We start from the raw sequence: 18,711 nt of genomic DNA, 5'->3' as shown, positions 1-18,711 counted from the left end.
AGAGCGTCACTTGGCGGGGCAGTTGCCCTGGACGGGCTTGCCGGCGAACCGGTCCGCGAGGAAGGCCATCATGTCCCCCTCGCTTTCGAGCATGCCGGTCGCGTGCTCGGCGATCGGGTAGCTCTTGTAGGTGACGTTGGCGCCCTTGGCGCACCAGTCGCGGTCGAGGGTCTCGGCCTGCTTGGCCGGGATGATCTCGTCCAGCAGCGCCTGCCCCTGGAAGACGGGGACGCTCGGCGCGGTGGAGCCGAGCTTGTTCTCGTCCAGCCGGGCCTGCCACTGCGGGGTGTTCAGCGGGTTGGTCGTGGTGTAGTCGCTGATCTTCTTGAACGCGGTCTCCAGCACCGTGGCCGGGCCGTCGAAGCTGACCAGGCACATGTCCTTGGCCTTCGCCAGCAGCGCGCGCCCGTTGTCGTTGAGGTAGCCGTCCAGCTTCAGTTCGGGGTAGGCGGCGTCGTAGCCGACGGCGGCCATGAACATGAGCGCGACGAACGGGCTGCCGTCCAGGCTCGCGGCGACCGCGCGCAGGTCGGCGGGGACGCCGCCGGCGGCGACGCCCTTGAGGTCGAGGTCCGGCGCGTACGACCTGGCCAGCTCGGCGGCCCATCCGGCGGACGTCCCGCCCTGCGAGTAGCCCTTGATCGCGACGGGGGCGCCGGCGAGCCCGGCGTCGGGGAGGCGCTCGGCGGCCCGCGCCATGTTGAGCACGGCCATGCCCTGCGAGCGCCCGACCTCGTAGGTGTGCTGGCCGGGGGTGCCGAGGCCCTCCATGTCGGTGAGCGCGACGGCCCAGCCCTGGTTGAGCGCGTCGATGACGAACAGTTCCTCGTAGTCCAGGCCCTGGGTGAGGGTGTAGGACGGCGCGCAGGCGTCGCCGAGCCCGCGCGTCCCGACCGCGTAGGACACGACGGGGCGCTTGCCGGCGCCCGTCCACGGCTTGTCCGGGACGAGGACGGTGCCCGACACCGCCGTCGGCGCGCCGGCGGCCGTCTGCGACCGGTACAGCACCTGCCAGGACTTCACTCCCCCGTAGGGCGAGTGGCCGATCGGGTCGACCGTGAACAGCGACGGGCGGGAGCGGATGACGTCGCCGGGCTGCCCGGCGGGCAGCGGCGAGGGCGGCCGGTAGAACGGATCCTGGGCGGGAGGCTGGGCCGGAGCCGGGGCGTCCTGCGGCGCGGCGGCGGCCGTCCCCTGCAGGGCGGCCGCCGTCATGGCGGCGCCGACGCAGGACGCCAGCACGGCGCGCAGGCCCCGGCGGACACTGCTGTGCATGACCGTGAACCCTTCGTGTCGTCCCCCCGGAGCCGTCCCTGTGACGGCCTCCGGAACACTAGGGTAATTGGACACTTATTCCAATGGCCGCCGTGACGCATCGGCCGGCCCGGCCTTGTCAGCCGTGCCACAAAACCGCACGGCCGCGCCCGTCAGGACGTCTTCGCGCCGACCCCGCAGAGGAAGTAGTCGCCGCCGGCGCCGATCGTCCCGGTGGCGGGCTCGGGACGCCATTCGTCCAGCCGGACCAGGCCGGGCTCCAGCAGCGTCCAGCCGTCGAAGAAGCGCAGCTGCCGCTCGCGGCTGCGGTGCGTCATGCCGGTGTTGGCGTGGCCGTAGACCTCGGTCGAGTTCTCCGTCACCGCGTCGTCGCCGGTGATGTGCGAGATGACGACGTGGCTGCCGGACGGCAGCGCGTCGCGCAGCGCCGCGACGGACCCGTAGGGGTCCTCCTCGTCGCTCAGGCAGTGCAGGACGGCCAGCAGCATCAGCCCGACCGGCTCGCCGAAGTCGATCGTCTCCCGCAGCACCGGGTCGGCGAGGATCGCCTCGACGTCGCGCAGGTCGTGCTCCAGGACGACCGTCCGGTCGTCGGTGGCGGTGAGGGCGCGCCCGTGCGCGACCACGACCGGGTCGACGTCGAGGTAGGCGACCCTCGCGTCCGGCACGAGCTCCCGGACCACCTCGTGGACGTTGCCGCGCGTCGGCAGCCCCGTCCCGACGTCGAGGAACTGCCGGACGCCCGCCGCGGCGAGGTGCCGGGCGGCGCGCTGCAGGAAGGCGCGGTTGTGCCTGGCCAGGACGGGGGTGAACGGCGCGCGGGCGAGGATCTTCTCGGCCGCCTCGCGGTCGGCCGCGTAGTTGTCCTTGCCGCCGAGGTAGTAGTCGTACATGCGGGCCACGTTCGGCACCTGCATGTCCACTTCGCGGGGCGTCCAGCCGTCGTTCACCTCGTGCCTCTCGTCCGGCTCTGGAGCGATCTTCACCCTAACCCGCCAGGGTGAGCCGAATTCACGTTTTCCCGGACAACGCCGCACATCGCCGCCGGACGGCCGGAGGCGGCCGCTCCCCGGTCCCGCGGCCGGTGCTCGCGGGCCGGGCGCGGACTGCCTAGAGTCTGCCGATGTGACGCAAACGGGAATCGCGGAACTGCAGGACGTCCTGTGGAAGGCCGCCGCGAAACTGCGCGGGTCCATGGACGCCTCGCAGTACCGGGATTTCGTGCTCGGCCTCGTCTTCCTCAAATACGCCTCGTCCGCGTTCCCCGGCATTCCGGAAACGGCCCGCTGGCCCGCCGTCGTGTCCGGTCCGGGACCGATCGGCGCGCGGATCGACGCGGCCATGGCGGCCGTGATGCGGGCCGAGCCGTCGCTGGACGGCGCCCTCCCGACGATCTTCAGCGCGGACAACGTCGACCAGCGGCGGCTCGCCGACCTCGCCGGCGTCATCGGCGACGCGCGGTTCACCGGCCGGGACCGGGAGTCCGCCCGCGACCTGCTCGGCGAGGTCTACGAGTACTTCCTGGAGACGTTCGCCCGCGCGGAGGGCCGCCGCGGCGGCGAGTTCTACACGCCGAAGAGCGTGGTGAAACTGCTGGTGGACGTCCTGGAACCGTACAAGGGGCGGGTGTACGACCCGTGCTGCGGCTCGGGCGGGATGTTCGTCCAGGCGGAGAAGTTCGTGCTGAGCCGGCGGGGCCGCAGCGGCGACATCGCGGTGCACGGGCAGGAGGCCAACGCCCGCACCTGGCGGCTCGCCCGGATGAACCTCGCCATCCACGGGATCGCGGGCGACCTGTCCGCGCGGCACGCCGACACCTTCTACGAGGACGCGCATCCCGGCCTGCTCGCCGACCACGTGCTGGCCAATCCGCCGTTCAACCTGTCGGACTGGTACCGCGACGCCGGCGACCCGCGCTGGCGGTTCGGGGTGCCGCCGGCCGGGAACGCCAATTTCGCCTGGATGCAGCACATCGTGTCCAAACTCGGCCCGCGCGGCGCGGCCGGAGTGGTGATGGCGAACGGCTCGATGTCGTCGCGGCAGTCGGGCGAGAGCGAGATACGGGCGGCGATGGTCGAGGCCGATCTGGTCTCGTGCGTGGTCGCGTTGCCACCGCAGTTGTTCCGTACGACGCCCATTCCCGCGTGCCTGTGGTTCCTGTCCAAGGACAAGGGTCCGGACGGCGGACGCGACGACCGGCGGGGAAAGGTGCTGTTCGTCGACGCCCGTTCCATGGGGACGCTGCTCGACCGCACCGAACGCGTCCTGACCGGCGACGACATCGCCAGGATCGCGGGAACGTACCACTCCTGGCGCGGCGGCCCGAGCGCTTCGCGCCCGTACGCCGACGAGTTGGGGTTCTGCCGTTCGGCCGCGCTGGGCGAGATCCGCGACCACGGCCACGTCCTCACTCCCGGACGTTATGCGGGCGCGGCGGAAACGGCGGACGAGGAGTCCGAACCGGTCCGCGACAGGGTGGAACGGCTCACCAAGGAACTGCTCACGCGGTTCGACGAATCGGCCCGGCTGGAACAGTTCGTCCGGACGCAACTGGAGCGGCTGGACGGTTGAGGAAATGATCCGGCTCGGCGACGTCGTCGCCTTCACCAACGGCAGGGCGCGGCCCGCCGCCGGCGCCCGCTATCCGATGTACGGGGCCAACGGCGTCATCGGCACCTCCGGAGAATTCAACGCCGACCGGAACAGCACCATCGTCGGGCGCGTCGGCTCTTATTGCGGCGTCGTCCATTTCGCGCGCGAGCGGTGCTGGGTCACCGACAACGCCATCATCGCGACGGCGAAGGACGGCGTGCACCCCCGATACGTCTATTACCTGCTCAAAGGGCTCGGCCTGAACCACCATCGGATCGGGTCGGGCCAGCCTCTGCTGACCCAAACGATTCTGAACACGCTTCCCGTCAACGATCTGCCACGCTCCGGCCAGGACGCCGTGGCGGAGATCCTCGGTGCACTCGACGACAAGATCGCGGTCAACGAGCAACTCGCCACCGGCACCGACGCGCTGGTCAGGGCGCGGTACGCCGAGCTCGCCGCGTCCGCTGCGGACTCGGTCCGACTCGACGCGCTCGGCGGGCCGGTGACGGTGAACGTCCCGGCCGCGGACATCGGCGCCGACGAGAACCACATCGGGCTGGAACATATCGCGAAACGGCACATGTGGCTCTCGGAATGGGTCGGCACGTCCGCCGTGCTGAGCACCAAACGGCGATTCATCGCGGGCGACGTGCTCTTCGGGAAACTGCGCCCCTATTTCCACAAGGTGGGCCTGGCGTTCGTGGACGGCGTCGCCTCGACCGACATCCTCGTCGTCCGCCCGAAGGACGCGCGCCATCGCGGGTGGCTGCTCGCGGCGCTGTCCAGCGACGACGTCGTCGCGCACGCCTCCGCCCTCAGCGACGGCACGCGCATGCCGAGGGCCAGATGGCCCGACCTCGCCCGCTACGAGGTCCCCTGGCCGGGCGAGCCCCGCGCCCGCGAGTTCGGCGAGCTGGTGGACGCGCTCGCCGGCCGGGTGCGGGCCGCGGCGGCCGAGAGCACGGCGCTCGCCGGGCTGCGCGACGCGCTGCTCCCCGACCTGCTGGTCGGACGGACGAAGGCGGCACCACGAGCGACGAAGGCGGCTCCATGAGCGACGACCCCGAATACCTGCTGGACAACCGGCGCGCCGAGGCCGGCGTCCGGTTCCAGGCGATCTCCGAGCTGTTCGACCCGTGGACGTTCCGGCACCTGGACGACCTGGGCGCCGGGCCCGGTGCGCGGTGCTGGGAGGTCGGCGCGGGCGGGCCGTCCGTCCCGCGCTGGCTGGGCGACCGGGCCGGCGAGCGGGGCCGGGTGCTGGCGACCGACATCGACGTGTCCTGGACGCGCCCGGCGGCGGGCGGCGCCGTGGAGGTCCGCCGGCACGACATCGTCCGCGACCCGCCGCCCGCCGAGACGTTCGACCTCGTGCACGCCCGGCTCGTCCTGCTCCATCTGGCCGACCGCGACCGGGCGCTGCGCACGATGGTCGACGCGCTGCGTCCCGGCGGGGCGCTGCTGATCGAGGACGCCGACCCGGCGTTGCAGCCGCTGGCCTGCCCGGACGAGCACGGGCCCGCCGAGCGCCTGGCCAACAAGCTCCGCTACGACTTCCGCGCGCTGCTGGCCGGGCGCGGCGCCGACCTCGCCTACGGCCGCACCCTGCCCCGCCTGCTGCGCGAGGCGGGCCTCGACGGCGTCCGCGCCGACGCCTACTTCCCGATCACGTCCCCGGCCTGCGGAGTCCTGGAGGCCGCGACGATCCGGCAGGTCCGCGACCAGCTCATCGCCGCCGGCCACGCCACTCCCGAGGAGATCGACCGGCACCTCTCCGCCATTTCCGACGGCCGCCTCGACGTCACCCTGGCACCGCTCATCTCCGCCTGGGGCCGCAAACGCTGAGCCCCAGGGGACCGAAACCCTTTGCGCCGAAATGACGGCGTTCCCTACTCTGGGGCCCGACAGCGTGTAGCTCAGCAGTAGAGCATCGGGCTTCAGACCCGAAGGGCGCGGGGGCGGAACCCGCCACGCTGGCTATGAACGAGGACGTACAGGCCAATCCCGGCTACGCCGCGGGACAGATGTCCAAGGCTTTCGTGACCGCGCTGACGCACGAAAGCGCGGAGACGCGCCGGCTGGCGGAAAAGCGGTTGGAGCGCTGGAGGAGCGTCCTCTCCGGAATGGCGGACGGATCGCTGTCCATCGGCTCCCGGACGCCCGTCAAAGGGCTTCCCGCATGGGTGACGCCGGAGGTCGCGCGCGGCGGCTTCGCCACCGGCACCGCCGCCGCGAGCGGCCCGCTCCTTGCGCACGAGCAGGACGCTGCACGCCGCGCCGGCATCGCGTGCGACCGGCGCTCGCTGTTCCAGCATTACCTGACCGACGAGGGCATCGACGAGCTTTACGCGCTGCTGGACAGCGGCGAATACGAGGTCGCCCTTCCGGAAGAGGGCGCGCTGCTCACCGTCGCCTGGCTTCTGCGGGCGGGCGACCGCGCGGGCGCGCTGGAGATCCTCGACGCCATCGGCCCGTTCGCGGACCGGCTCCGTTTCACCCCCCGGCCCGGCACTCCCGTGGGCGACGCATCGCTCGTCCACCGGCAGACCGTCGGGCAGGTGCGCAGGCGCATCGAGAACAAACCGACGAACAAGGCCGTCGCCGCGATGAACGAAGCGCTCGTGGTCTGGAACCCGTTCGCCGACGAACTGCTGGAGCATTGGCTGGAGACCGTCCATGACGGACGGGTCTTCGCGGTGCTGCCCGACGGATGGGGCGAGCGCGGCGCAGAACTGCTGGCGCGGTACCGGCGGCTCGCCCGCACCCACACCCTGTGCGGCAAGCACCGCAACCCAAAGGAGAACCTCGCCATTCTCCGGATGTCCCTGGAGAGCCTTTTCGAGGGACGGGGCGTGCCGCGCCTGCTTCAGCACGCCGTCGACTCGATGGTCGCCAGGCGCGGCCTGCCCGGGTCCGCGGAGCACACGGCGCTCCGCGAGCGGCAGGCGGCCGATGGCGCGCGGCCCGCGCACCACACGCTCGCGCAGATCGTGCTTGCGCGCCTCGCGGACGTCCCGCAGGACTCCGGGGTGCCGTCCGTCGACCCGTTCGTGGCGCCCGTTACGGAGGACGAGGCGCGCCGTACGGGCGTCAAGGCCGGCACCGCGCTCCCCGACTGGCTGTGCGAGATCGTCAAGAACGCCCTCCATGCGCCGGTACCGACGCTCATCGAGCGCGGGATCGTCCCGTCGGCGGAGGTGCTCGCGGAGCTCACTCCCCAGCTCGTCGCGGCGGCCACCACGCGCGCCTATCCGGACCCCGCGCTACGCCGCCTGATGGCGGCGCAGTACACCGCGTTCCGTAACCGCCGCACCCTGCTCCTGCTCAACCTGGAAAGCCAGGTGCGGATGGAGGAGCTGCCATGGGTGCGCGCCGTGCAGCGCTACCGCCGCACGGACGGCACCGGTCAGCGCGAGGCGCGCGCCGTTCTCGTCCAGCTCGGTGAACTCGCTCTGCAGGGCTTCCCGGGAACCGTCCTGCCGAACCCGCTCCTCAGCGAGCTGAGCGTCCTCACCAAGCGCGCGGGCCTGCAGGTGCCGTTCGTGGAGGAACTGGCGGCGGACATCTTCATGGGCACGTTCTCCACCAAGTACCTGCGTGCCGCGCAGCTCGCGGCGGACGTGCTGGAAGGCACCCTCTACGAGCGCTACTACGGGATCGACTACGCGGCCGTACGCACGATGGACGGCGGCGGGCGCACGTCCGACGCCTTCGACGAGCTGTGCCGTACCCGGGCCGGTGACCTGGCGGGCCGCTCGTGGGTCGCCGCCAACGGGAAGGTCATCGAGCAGGCGCAGATCCTGACGTCCCACAACCTCGCTCCGCTCGTCCACCCCATCGGCGTGAGCCCGTCGCCCGGCTGGGACGACCTGGCGCGCCGCGCGTTCGCGGTCGCCTGCCGGCTCGTCAAGCAGGTGCAGGGGAACCCGCGCCCGCTGGGGACCGTCAAGGACGCCGCGTACGCGTGGCGGCAGGCGGTCTTCTTCCTCGCGCTGTGCGGGTTGAAGGAGCAGGTGTCCGTCATCGCGTGGATGCAGGACGAGCTGGACCGGCAGCCGCCCCACACCACCGCCCGCCTCGACCCGGTGCTCGCGGGGCTCCGCCACGTCCTGACGGGCGGGAGCCTGGACGACGCAACGGCGCCGGGCGCACGCCGGTTCACCGGCTGGGCGCCGTCCGGCGCGATGTGGCGGATCTTGGACGGACGGTGACGCTCCGCAGCGTGCCGGAAGGCCCTTGCACGCGTGCAAGCGACGGTGACTGGGCCCCGCTCCCCGCGTCAGAGTGGCTGTCGTGCGAGCGGCGTCACGGCGCTCGGAGGCCGGACCCGCTCGCGTGTTCCACGTCCACGCCCGACTCCAACAGGCCGAGAGCACATGTTCGCTTACAGCCCGACACGGAGACGTGAAGCCGTCGCTGCCATGAACGCCACAGACGCGGGGACGGGCGCGCTCGTCCCGGTACCCCCGCCCTCCCTGGAACTCGGCACCACCGCCGCCCGCAACGGCACGGCCGCCGGCCGGCTGCTCGGCGAGATCGACCTCGCCGCCACCCCCGCCGCCGTCCGGCTCGCCCGCTCCTACGTACGCGAGCTGGTCGGCCAGTGCTTCGGCGCCGGCCGCGAGGAGCTGGCCGACCTGGAGCTGCTGACCAGCGAGGCGATGACCGAGTCGGTGCTGCGGTCCCGGCCGCGGCCGGGCGGCACCGTGACCCTCGCCGTCCTGCACCTGGACCGCTACCTCCGGGTGGAGATCACCGACGGGGGCCTCCCGCCGGGCCCGCCCCGGCCGCCGGACGACCAGCTCCCCGGCGGCGGGCGGGGGCGGCTGCTGATGCAAGCGCTCGCCGCCGACCAGGGCACCCACCGCAACCGGAACGGGACGAGCACCTCGTGGTTCGGGGTGCCGGTCGGGGAGCGCTGGAGGCGCCCGTGATCCCCGGGCCGCTGCCGAGCCTGAGCCGGTGGGCCGAGCTCACCGGCGACGAGGAGAGCGGCGTCGCCGCGGTCCCCGCCCAGGCTCCGAGCGTCGCCCGCATGTACGACTACTACCTCGGCGGCAAGGACAACTACGCCGCCGACCGGGAGATGGCGGAGCGGGTCCTGGACCGGGCGCCCGTCGTCGCGCGGCTCGCCCAGGTGAACAGGGGCTTCCTGGAGTACGCCGCGGGACTGCTCGCCGAGTCGGGACTGCGGCAGTTCGTGGACGTCGGGTGCGGGCTGCCCGCCGAGCGCAACGTCGGCGACATGGTGCGGCGGGCCGCGCCGTCGTGCCGCGTCGCCTACGTCGACAACGACCCGCTCGTCCTCGTGCACGCGCGGGCGCTGCTGGCGGTCGACCGCGGCACCGGCGCGTTCGGCGGCGACGTGCGGGCCCCGGCGGCGCTGCTCGCCCATCCGGGGCTGCGCCGGCTGATCGACTTCGGCCGGCCGGTCGCGGTGCTGCTGCTCGGCGTGCTGGACTTCGTGACCGACGAGGAGGACCCGCGCGGGATCGTCCGGACGCTGCTCGACGGCCTGCCGCCCGGCAGCCACATGGTGGTCACCCACACCGAGCGGACGCCGGCCCTGGAGGCGCTGGCGGAGACGGCGCGGCGCGCCGGACTGGCGTTCACGCCGCGCCGCCGCGAGGAGATCGCGGAGATCTGCGCGCCGCTGGACCCGGTGGGCCGCTATCCGGCGGCGCTGCCGCTCGCCGACGCGGCGGGGCTGGACGGCCCGCTGCCGCTCGTCGGCTGCATCGGGCGCAAGCGGGTCTGACGGCCGCGATGCTCTCCACCCTCAGTCACAAGGCGGCCGCATATCCGTGCGAACCGTCCGCGCGGCCGTGCCCTTCGCTACGATCGGGGCGTCGACCAGTGCCGGCTCTAGGGCGAGTGATGACAGCGGACGGCGCGCCGAAGTCTCTCTCTGAGATCACCAGGGACATGGGCCTGAACATGTCCGACGTGGCCGCGTTCTCGGGACTCGACGAGAGCACGGTGTTCCGGCTCTGGGACAACGCCGAATGGCTCGACCGGGTCAGCGGGCGCTCCCTGCAGAGCCTGATGTCGTCCATTCCGGGGATCGCCGAATACTCCAAGGCGCACGCGATCCGCAAGCGCCTGGACGGGCTGGTGGCCGATCTGGGCGCCGAAGGCCTCACCGTCGACCTGGACGCGCTCGAGCGGTCCCCGGTCCCCCGGCAGCTGCTGCTGAACGCGCTGGAGGCGGGGCTGCACATCGTCCGGGGCGAGGCGAACCAGCGGACGTCGTCGTTCATCGCCCGGTTCTGGGGGCGCGAGCCCGACACGGCGCTGGAGGCGCTCTACTCCACCGAGCCCGGGCACGGCCTGCTGGCCGACCCCGGCAAGCTGTTCGAGTCGTCGGTGGAGCTGGCGCCCAGGCTGAACCGCAAGAGCTACTCCTTCCATTCGATCCTGGCCCTGAACATCCTCACCCACCAGGTCAGCAAGGTGACCGGCGAGCTGGAGGCCGACCTCGGCTTCGAGGTGCCGGGCCGGCAGACCGCGTTCATGATGCGCGGCGTGGTGATGGGCTCGCTGATCAGCTCCAACGACCTGGACCTCGCCGAGCGGTACCGCAGGGAACTGGACGCGACGCCGGTCTACGCCGCGCTCGAGGAATGGTCGTTCCCGACCTACATGCGCGACGGCCGGATCAGCTCCGACTTCACCCTGCCGAGCGCCCTGTCGCTGCGCAACACGGCCAGCGAGGTGCTGCGGGAGATCGCCGGCTACAGCGACGCCTACGTGTACTACCTGGCGTCGACGTACATCCCGCTCGCGCTGAGGCGCGACCCCGCCTTCGGCGGGCGGCTCGCCGAGCTGAGGCGGGCGCTCGAACTGCGCGCCGCCGACTGCGGCGACCGGAGGGTCAAAGAGACGTGCAACGCCCTGGTCCGGCGGCTGAAAGGGATGCCATAGCCGGGCGCTGCGCTTTCTCGGGGGTGCCCGCGCGGGCAGTGGCCGCGCACATCAGGTCGTTGACGTGAAAGGCCCGTGAGCGGGCCGGAGAATGGGGAGCCGGTGGAAGAGACGGCGGAGGCCATCGCGAATCTCACCCGGGAGCGGTGGGAGGCCAACGCGGACTACTGGGTGAAGGTGATCAGGGAGGGCCGCGACCGGTACCGCACCGAGCTCACCGACGCCGCCCTGCTGGACGCGATCGGGCCGTGCAAGGGCCTGCGGGTGCTGGACGCCGGCTGCGGAGAGGGCTACATCGCGCGGACGCTGGCGTCGATGGGCGCCGACGTCGTCGGCGTGGACGCCTGCCAGGGGCTGATCGACGCCGCCGAGGAGCTCGCCGACACCGCGGGCGCCGGCGCGGGCTCGGTGTCGTTCACCCGGGCCAGCGTCGACGCGCTGCCCGCCGGGGACGACGCGTTCGACCTGGTCGTCTGCAACCACCTGTTCAGCCACCTGCAGGACCCGTCGGGCGCGATCGCCGAGTTCGGGCGGGTGCTGAAGAGCGGCGGGCGGATGGTGTCGCTGACCCTGCACCCCTGCTTCTACGTGGAGGACTCCGAGCGCGGCGCGACCGAGAGCGTGCCCGCGGCGCGGTACTTCGCCTCGCGCGGGGTCGACCAGCGGTTCCTGGTGGACGGCCTGGAGTCGCCCTCGATGATCACATCGTGGCTGCGTCCGCTGGAGTTCTACTCTGGAACGCTCCGAGACAACGGTTTCGTCATCGCGGACCTGCGCGAGCCGCATCCGACGCCGGAGCAGCTGCGCGACGACCCGTGGTGGCGGGAGGGCTTCCCGACCGCGCTGTTCATGCTCCTGGTCGCGGAGCGCCGCTAGGGTCGTCCCATGGACTCCGGCACGGACGCGAACGAGGGCCCCGGCGCCGGGGTACCGGCGGAGCTCGCCGGGCATCCCGACCGGCTCCGGTGGAATGCCAAGTACGAGAGCGCGCCGGAGCCGTCGTTCGCGCCGCATCCGCTGGCGGTGCGGGCCCTGGAGGCGGCGCCGGGCGGGGCGCTGCCGGACGGGCCCGTCCTGGACCTGGCGTGCGGCCAGTCGGGGTCGGCGCTGCTGGCCGCGCGGGAGGGGCGGCGGGTGACGGCCGTGGACGTCTCCGAGGTGGCGCTCGGCAGGCTCGGCGCGCAGGCCCGCCGCCGCGGGCTGGACGGCCTGATCACGCTGGTCCAGCAGGATCTCGGGGCGTGGCGGCCCGGGGCGGCGCGGTACGCGCTCGTCCTGTGCACCGGCTTCTGGGACCGCGCCGTGTTCGGGCGGGCCGCCGCGGCCGTCGCCCCGGGCGGGCTGCTGGCCTGGGAGGCGCTCACCGCGCGGGCGCGGGCCGGCCGCGACACGCCGCCCGCGGACTGGTGCGTCGGCGAGGGCGAGCCCGCGTCGCTGCTCCCCGGCGGGTTCGCGGTCCTGGAGCAGGACGACGTGCCGGGCGGCCGGAAGCGGCGTTTGCTCGCCCGCGCCCCCGCGGCAGTATCCTGACGAGTCACTGTGTCCCCTAAGGGAGTGCCCTCGAGGGCACGTCCCCTGCCAGGAGCGCTCTTCCACGGCGAGTGACCGGTAGATTGCGGGTCGGCCTCCTTTGCGCGGTTTTCACGCTGTTCTTAGGCCGGTGCTGGAAGGGTGGTCACTTTCGTGATGTCGTCGACCCCGGAGCGAGTGAGGAACCATGGCCGAGGATGACAAGCCGGCGGTCAAGGCGAAGATCCCTAACGCCAAGAACATCCGCAGCCCGGAGTTCACCCCGCACGGCATCAGCGCCGGGCGCGGCAGCGGGCTGAACCGGCCGTCCGCGCTGACCGCGGCCCAGGCCCGCAAGCGGCGGATCGCGACGATCGCCGGGATCGTGGTGGCCGTGCTGGCCATCGCGGGCGGCGTCACCTACTACGTGACCCGGCCCGGCCCGAAGATCGAGGTGTCCGGCAAGTTCGGGTCCGAGGCGAAGGTGAAGATCCCGGAGAAGCTCGCGCCGAGCAAGTCGCTGAAGACGCGCACCGTGATCAAGGGGAGCGGGCCCGCGATCGCCGACGGCGACACGATGTTCGTCCAGTACTCCTTCTACCAGTGGGCGAAGAAGACCGACGCCGACGACTCCAAGAAGAAGAGCACCAGCAAGAAGATCGGCTCCTCCTACGAGCAGCAGTCGCAGAGCGGCTCGTCGGGGCCGCAGGCGCTCACCGTCGGCAAGAGCGGCGTCAAGGGGCTGGACAAGGGCCTGGTCGGCAAGACGGCCGGCAGCCGGGTGCTGGTGGAGGTCCCGCCGTCGATGGGCTTCGGCGACCAGGGCTCGCAGCTCGGCCTCGGCAAGAACGACTCGGTGGTGTTCGTCGTGGACGTCGCGGCGGTCGGGAAGAAGAACGCCGGCCCGCAGGGCACCCCGCAGAAGCTGGACGACAAGAACCTGCCCAAGGTCGAGGACCAGGGGGCCGGCAAGGCGCCCAAGGTGACGATGCCGAAGGCGGACGCGCCGTCCAAGCTCCAGGTCAAGACGCTCGTACAGGGCACCGGCCCGGCGCTGGCCAAGGGCGACGACGCCGTCGTCAACTACCAGGGGCAGATCTGGAAGGGCGGCAAGGTCTTCGACTCCAGCTGGAAGAACGCCCAGCCGGCCCTGTTCCCGATCGGCACCGGCAAGACCGTCCCCGGCTTCGACAAGGGCCTGACCGGCGCGAAGGTCGGCAGCCGCGTGCTGCTGGTCCTGCCGCCGGCCGAGGGCTACGGCAAGGCGGGCAGCCCGCAGGCCGGGATCAAGGGCACCGACACCCTGGTGTTCGTGGTGGACATCCTCGCCAAGGCGCAGAAGTGAGGGCGCGCGCCGCTTGACGGCGCGCGGCGGAGACGAGCGGCGGGCACCCGGACCTGGGTCCCCGCCGCTCGGCGTTCGGGATGCCCCGCGCGGGCCGCCGGACGCACCGCGCGGGCGTCCGGAGGGGCTTTGCGACATCCGTCACGACAACCCGGAGGACCCGGCGGCCGTCCTCCTAACGGGAAGCCAAGGATGCGCATTGGGCGGCCCAACGCATGGATCCCCTCAGGTATCGTCGGTAACGCAATAATCACGGGGGGCTTGTGAGCAGCACGGAAAAAGGTCAGGAAGACGGCACGCCGGGCGGTGCGCAGGATCTCGGGCACGACGGGGCGAAGGCCGCTGCGGCGGGCGGAGGGGACTCCGCCGCCCCGCGCCGCGACCCGGCGGACGAGGCCGTCCAGGCCGGTGACCAGGCTCGTGACCAGGCCCGCGACCCCGAGCCCGGCCGGACGGACGGACCGGCGCAGGCCCCCGCGACCCGGACGGCGACGCTCACCGTGAACACCGGAAAATCCGCCCCCAACCCGAAATCACCCCTGAACGACGACATATCTCGGAACGGCGTCAAGGCGAGCACGGCGGACACCGCCGGCGCCGCGACGGCGCAATCCCCGGCCGCGGACGCGCAATCCCCGCCGGTCGAAAAGGGCGGTTCCCCCGATACCGCCCGCGCCGGGCGGGACGTTCCGGGCGGCTCCACCGGCGCTGGTGTGAGCGACTCCGCGTCAGGAGATACCAAGACCATGCCGGCTGCTTCGACCAGGCAAGGGGGGCCTCCGGGGCGCGGCCCCGGCGGCGACTCCGGCGGCCGTGGCGGTGGCGGTGGCGGCGGCGGTAACGGAAAGGGGCCGAAGAAGCAGCGCAGCCGGCGCGTCCGGTACCTGCGCCGGATCCTGTTCACGCTGCTCGGCATCCTCGGGTTCTTCGTCGCCGCGTTCGCGATCGCCTACGTCTTCACCCCCGTCCCGTCCCCGCAGGAGCAGGCGCTCGCGCAGGGCCCGGCGTTCTACTACTCCGACGGCAAGACGCTGATCGCCAAGACCGGCATGAACCGGGACGCGGTCACCCTCGACCGGATCCCCAAGAGCACCCGCGACGCGGTCATCGCGGCCGAGAACCGCAGCTTCTACCAGGACCCGGGCGTGTCGATCCAGGGCACCGCGCGGGCGTTCTGGTCCACCGCGACCGGCGAGCAGCTCCAGGGCGGCTCCACGATCACCCAGCAGATGGTCCGCAACTACTACGGTGGCATTGGCAAGGAGCGCTCGGTCACCCGCAAGCTCAAGGAGGTCATGGTCTCCCTGAAGGTGGGCCGGGAGAAGTCCAAGGGCTGGATCCTCGAGCAGTACCTCAACACCATCTACTTCGGCCGCGACGCCTACGGCGTGCAGGCGGCCGCGCACGCCTACTACGGCAAGGACGCCAAGGACCTCACCCCCGCCGAGTCCGCGTACCTGGCCGCCGCGATCCAGCAGCCGAGCAACTTCGCCGACCCGACCGGCCAGCACCGCGTCTACGCCGAGCAGCGCTGGCGCGCCGTGGTGAACAACATGGTCCGGGACGGGGCGCTGTCGCCCGCCGACGCCGCGGCGATGAAGTTCCCGCTGCCCGGCAAGGAGAAGATCACCGACGTCCTCAAGGGCCAGAAGGGCTACATGGTCAACCTGGCCAAGAAGGAGCTGGAGGAGCGGCGCGGCTACACCGAGGACGAGATCAACCGCAGCGGCCTGAAGATCACCACGACGTTCGACCGGCGGCTGATGGACGCGGCCAAGCGCGCCGTCGACGCCAACACCCCGGACGGGATGAGCAAGAAGATCCGCACCGGGCTGGTGTCGGTCGACCCGGCCACCGGGCAGGTGCTGGCGTTCTACGGCGGCCGCGACTACCTGACCGAGGCCGCGAGCAGCGCGTTCTACGACACCGCCCAGGTCGGGTCGGGCTTCAAGCCGATCGCGCTGGCCGCCGCGCTGGAGGACGGCAAGACCCTGTCCGACACCTACGACGGCAGCTCGCCGCAGTACTTCGGCGGCCACCGCATCGAGAACGACAGCGGCGAGAACTTCGGGAACATCAACCTCGTCACCGCGACCGAGCACTCGGTCAACACCGCGTACGTGAACCTCGGCCAGGACATCGGCAACGACAAGATCGCCGAGATGGCCGAGAAGCTCGGCGTGTCCTCCTCGCAGATGACCGCCGCGCAGCGGTCCGCGGCGTCGTTCCCGCTCGGCATCGTGTCGCTGCACCCGGTGCAGCAGGCCGGGGTGTACGCGACGTTCGCCGACGAGGGCCAGTTCCGCAAGCCGTACGTGGTGAAGTCCGTCACCGACAACGAGGGGCAGACCCGCAAGTTCGCCGAGAAGGGCCAGCGGGCGTTCAGCACCCAGGTAGCGCGGGACGCCACGTACGCGATGCAGCAGGTCGTCCAGGGCGGCACCGGCACCGGCGCGCAGCTGCCCGACGGCCGCGACGTCGCCGGCAAGACCGGCACCACCGACGAGGGCCGCGCGATCTGGTTCAACGGGTTCATCCCGCAGATGGCGACCACCGTGACGATGTTCCGCGAGGACAACAAGGCGCTGAACATCCCCGGGTACGGCGCCTACGGCGGGCAGCTGCCCACCCAGATGTGGCGGTCGTACATGACCGACGCGGTCGACATCAAGGGCTACGACCCCGAGTCGTTCGGGTCGCCGTCCGAGACGCCCGGCGGCGGCTGGGACGGCCCGCCCACCGGCGGCGGCCAGACCACCGAGCCGCCGCGCACGGAGGGCCCGTCGCACCGCCCGTCCGGCGGGACGGACGAGCCGAGGGGGCCGAAGCCGTCCACCGGCCTGCCGACCATCATCCCGTCGCTGCCCGGCGGCGGTGACGGCGGTGGCAATGGCGGCGGCGGCAACGACGGCGGTGGGAACGGTGGCGGTGGCGGCAACGACGGAGGCGGCAACGACGGCGGAGGCGGTGGCGGCACCGGCGACGGCGGCGGAGGCGGCCAGATGTTCAACTAGCGGCGCGTAGCCGCGAAGGCCCGGCGGTGGACCCGCCGGGCCTTCGTCCTCTCCGGCGGTCGCCCGCTAGTCGCACGCCTTCCCGATGCGGGCGGGCGTGTCGTTGATCACGGCGCTGAGCTGCGCGGCGTCCCCGGTGCTCACGCTCGCGGCGGCGGCGCGCAGCCGGCCCGCCTCGCTCCGCAGCGCCTTCTTCAGCGCCCCGTCGCCGGTCTTCCCCGCCAGCCCGTCGAGGCGGGTCGCGAGCCGCTGCGTCGCCTGCCCCCACTGCGCCGGCTCGGCCGCCGGCACGCTCCTGACCTGGGTGACGTACTGCTGGAACGCCTTCTTCGTGTCGGTGCAGACCTGGCCGGAGTCGCCCCCCAGCGCACCGCACGCGCCCAGCAGGCCGGACACGCCGAGCATCACCACGCCCCCGGCCAGCGCCCGAACCACCCCGTACCGCATCGCACCCTCCCGCTTGATCTGCCACAGGCCCCGCATATACTTCCGCACTAGGTCATGAGCGCCAGCGCCAAGCCCCGGCTTGCTGGCCGGCAACCCTTCGTCCGCGATGGGGTGCCCCGGGTGAGGACCGGGCCGGACGCACCACCGCGTCCCGGCAAGCGCGGATCCCGCGGGCGCGTCCCCGGGGTCCCTGACCCCGGAAGGAACCGGCATGCCCACGCTCGCCCCCGCTCCGTCCCGCTTCCCGTTCACGCCTGCTGAGACGCCGGCCACCCCGGCGGAAGTTCGCATTCCGCGCGTCATCGGCGCGGACGCGCCCGTCCCGCTGGACGACGGGCGCCGCGTCCCGTACGCCAACCTGGACTACGCCGCCAGCGCGCCGTGCCTGGAGGCGGTGCACGAGGCCGTCACCCGCGCGCTGCCGTACTACAGCAGCGTCCACCGCGGCGCCGGGTACGCCTCGCAGGTCACCACCGAGGCGTACGAGAACGCGCGGGAGACCGTGCGGGAGTTCCTCGGCGCGTGGCGGCGCGCCGCGGTCGTGTTCACCCGCAACACCACCGACGCGATGAACCTGCTCGCGCACGCCGTCCCGTCCGGGACGAGCGTCGTGGTGTTCGAGTCCGAGCACCACGCGTCGCTGCTGCCGTGGAGGCGCGCGGTGCGGCTGCCCGTCCCCGCCACGCCCGCCGAGGCGATCGACGCCGCCGACCGCGCGCTCGCCGCGTCCCCGGTCGGCGCCCGGCTGCTCGTCGTCACCGCCGCGTCCAACGTCACCGGCGAGCTGTGGCCGATCCGCGAGCTGGCGCAGGTCGCCCGGCGGCACGGCGCCCGCATCGCGGTGGACGCCGCGCAGCTCGTCCCGCACCGGCCCCTCGACATGACCGCGCTCGGCCTGGACTACGTCGCGTTCTCCGGCCACAAGCTGTACGCGCCGTTCGGCGCCGGCGTGCTGGCCGGACGCGCCGACTGGCTGCGCGCCGCCGACCCCTACCTCAAGGGCGGCGGCGCCAGCGCGTCCGTCGCCGACACCGTGCGGTGGGCGCCGTCCGCCGAGCAGCGGCACGAGGCCGGCACCCCGAACGTGCTCGGCGTCATCGCGCTCGCCGCCGCCTGCGACGCGCTCACCGCCGCCGGCTGGGACGCCCTCGCCGCCCGCGAGGAGCGCCTCCTCGCCCGGCTGCGCGCCGGCCTCGCCGCGCTCCCCCACGTCCGCGAGCTCACCCTGTGGGGCGACCGGTCGCCGCGGGTGGGGATCGTGTCTTTCACCGTGACCGGCTGGAACGCGCGCGACGTGGCGCTTACGCTGTCCGGGGAGCACGGCATCGGCGTGCGGGACGGCAAGTTCTGCGCGCACCCGCTCGTCCGGCACCTGCTGGACGAGCACGGCGACGCGGGCTGCGGGCAGGGGGCGGCGGTCCGCGCGAGTTTCGGGATCGGCAGCACCGAGGAGCACATCGACCGGCTGTGCACCGCACTGGCGCGACTGGCACCACGCTGACCTGCGGACTCGCCCGCGAGCACAGACGTTTATGGCCTTTGGTCCTGTTCGCCCCTGTAGCGTAGGCAGTCGCGCTACTTCCCGCCGGAGCTCCCACCGGG

Annotated in this window: 15 protein-coding genes and 1 riboswitch; of the genes, 12 read left to right on the top strand and 3 right to left on the bottom strand. The window is 72.6% G+C overall.

The window, feature by feature from the left end; translation table 11 throughout:
- Positions 1-6 precede the first annotated feature (6 nt).
- Both QP089_RS26280 and QP089_RS26275 read right to left on the bottom strand, forming a co-directional pair.
- Positions 7-1,275, bottom strand: a complete 1,269-nt coding sequence (locus QP089_RS26280; RefSeq protein WP_285914812.1) for a lipase family protein — start codon at positions 1,273-1,275, stop codon at positions 7-9.
- 152 nt (positions 1,276-1,427) lie between these two features.
- Entirely contained in the window at positions 1,428-2,261 is an 834-nt protein-coding gene (locus QP089_RS26275) for an SAM-dependent methyltransferase (protein WP_285914810.1), read from the bottom strand.
- Positions 2,262-2,400: 139 nt separating this feature from the next.
- Here QP089_RS26275 and QP089_RS26270 point away from each other — a divergent pair, with 139 nt between their 5' ends.
- The 11 genes from QP089_RS26270 to QP089_RS26220 all read left to right on the top strand — a co-directional run bounded on the left by QP089_RS26270 (position 2,401) and on the right by QP089_RS26220 (position 16,662).
- Positions 2,401-3,846: a type I restriction-modification system subunit M gene (locus tag QP089_RS26270; RefSeq protein ID WP_285914808.1), complete on the top strand. Its 1,446-nt coding sequence runs from the start codon at positions 2,401-2,403 to the stop codon at positions 3,844-3,846.
- A gap of 4 nt (positions 3,847-3,850) precedes the next feature.
- Entirely contained in the window at positions 3,851-4,924 is a 1,074-nt protein-coding gene (locus QP089_RS26265; protein ID WP_285914806.1) for a restriction endonuclease subunit S, read from the top strand.
- Entirely contained in the window at positions 4,921-5,715 is a 795-nt protein-coding gene (locus QP089_RS26260) for a class I SAM-dependent methyltransferase (protein WP_285914804.1), read from the top strand. Before QP089_RS26265 ends, QP089_RS26260 begins: the two co-directional genes overlap by 4 nt.
- A 134-nt stretch (positions 5,716-5,849) precedes the next feature.
- The gene (locus QP089_RS26255; protein ID WP_285914803.1) at positions 5,850-8,081 is read left to right on the top strand and encodes a transcriptional regulator; all 2,232 of its coding nucleotides are present in this window, start codon (positions 5,850-5,852) and stop codon (positions 8,079-8,081) included.
- A 210-nt stretch (positions 8,082-8,291) separates the two neighbouring features.
- On the top strand, positions 8,292-8,804 hold the full coding sequence (locus QP089_RS26250; protein ID WP_285914801.1) for an ATP-binding protein: 513 nt from the start codon (positions 8,292-8,294) through the stop codon (positions 8,802-8,804).
- Entirely contained in the window at positions 8,801-9,628 is an 828-nt protein-coding gene (locus QP089_RS26245; RefSeq protein WP_285914798.1) for an SAM-dependent methyltransferase, read from the top strand. Before QP089_RS26250 ends, QP089_RS26245 begins: the two co-directional genes overlap by 4 nt.
- Positions 9,629-9,795: 167 nt before the next feature.
- On the top strand, positions 9,796-10,794 hold the full coding sequence (locus tag QP089_RS26240) for a hypothetical protein (RefSeq protein WP_285914797.1): 999 nt from the start codon (positions 9,796-9,798) through the stop codon (positions 10,792-10,794).
- Positions 10,795-10,896: 102 nt separating this feature from the next.
- On the top strand, positions 10,897-11,670 hold the full coding sequence (locus QP089_RS26235; protein WP_285914795.1) for a class I SAM-dependent methyltransferase: 774 nt from the start codon (positions 10,897-10,899) through the stop codon (positions 11,668-11,670).
- Between the two features lie 9 nt (positions 11,671-11,679).
- The gene (locus QP089_RS26230; RefSeq protein WP_285914794.1) at positions 11,680-12,324 is read left to right on the top strand and encodes a class I SAM-dependent DNA methyltransferase; all 645 of its coding nucleotides are present in this window, start codon (positions 11,680-11,682) and stop codon (positions 12,322-12,324) included.
- A gap of 187 nt (positions 12,325-12,511) precedes the next feature.
- On the top strand, positions 12,512-13,648 hold the full coding sequence (locus QP089_RS26225; protein WP_285914792.1) for an FKBP-type peptidyl-prolyl cis-trans isomerase: 1,137 nt from the start codon (positions 12,512-12,514) through the stop codon (positions 13,646-13,648).
- A 263-nt stretch (positions 13,649-13,911) separates the two neighbouring features.
- Positions 13,912-16,662 carry a transglycosylase domain-containing protein gene (locus QP089_RS26220; RefSeq protein WP_285914789.1) on the top strand — a complete coding sequence of 917 codons (2,751 nt, stop codon included), beginning with the start codon at positions 13,912-13,914 and terminating at the stop codon, positions 16,660-16,662.
- 66 nt (positions 16,663-16,728) lie between these two features.
- Here QP089_RS26220 and QP089_RS26215 read toward each other — a convergent pair whose 3' ends face one another.
- A complete protein-coding gene (locus QP089_RS26215) occupies positions 16,729-17,109 on the bottom strand; it encodes a DUF8711 family protein (protein ID WP_285914786.1) in 381 nt (126 codons plus the stop codon).
- A gap of 50 nt (positions 17,110-17,159) precedes the next feature.
- Positions 17,160-17,276, top strand: a riboswitch (SAM riboswitch).
- Positions 17,277-17,320: 44 nt separating this feature from the next.
- Between QP089_RS26215 and QP089_RS26210 the strand changes: the two genes are divergently transcribed.
- Positions 17,321-18,610, top strand: a complete 1,290-nt coding sequence (locus tag QP089_RS26210; RefSeq protein WP_285914783.1) for an aminotransferase class V-fold PLP-dependent enzyme — start codon at positions 17,321-17,323, stop codon at positions 18,608-18,610.
- Positions 18,611-18,711 lie beyond the last annotated feature (101 nt).

It is taken from the genome of Actinomadura opuntiae, from assembly GCF_030283205.1.
Classification (GTDB): domain Bacteria; phylum Actinomycetota; class Actinomycetes; order Streptosporangiales; family Streptosporangiaceae; genus Spirillospora.
This window is presented reverse-complemented; position numbering and strand designations above follow the sequence as displayed.

Coding starts and splice junctions, on each gene's coding strand:
- QP089_RS26280 (WP_285914812.1), bottom strand. CDS start 1,275: ATGCACAGCAGTGTCCGCCGGGGCCTGCGCGCCGTGCTGGCGTCCTGC.
- QP089_RS26265 (WP_285914806.1), top strand. CDS start 3,851: ATGATCCGGCTCGGCGACGTCGTCGCCTTCACCAACGGCAGGGCGCGG.
- QP089_RS26260 (WP_285914804.1), top strand. CDS start 4,921: ATGAGCGACGACCCCGAATACCTGCTGGACAACCGGCGCGCCGAGGCC.
- QP089_RS26255 (WP_285914803.1), top strand. CDS start 5,850: ATGAACGAGGACGTACAGGCCAATCCCGGCTACGCCGCGGGACAGATG.
- QP089_RS26250 (WP_285914801.1), top strand. CDS start 8,292: ATGAACGCCACAGACGCGGGGACGGGCGCGCTCGTCCCGGTACCCCCG.
- QP089_RS26240 (WP_285914797.1), top strand. CDS start 9,796: ATGGGCCTGAACATGTCCGACGTGGCCGCGTTCTCGGGACTCGACGAG.
- QP089_RS26230 (WP_285914794.1), top strand. CDS start 11,680: ATGGACTCCGGCACGGACGCGAACGAGGGCCCCGGCGCCGGGGTACCG.
- QP089_RS26225 (WP_285914792.1), top strand. CDS start 12,512: ATGGCCGAGGATGACAAGCCGGCGGTCAAGGCGAAGATCCCTAACGCC.
- QP089_RS26215 (WP_285914786.1), bottom strand. CDS start 17,109: ATGCGGTACGGGGTGGTTCGGGCGCTGGCCGGGGGCGTGGTGATGCTC.
- QP089_RS26210 (WP_285914783.1), top strand. CDS start 17,321: ATGCCCACGCTCGCCCCCGCTCCGTCCCGCTTCCCGTTCACGCCTGCT.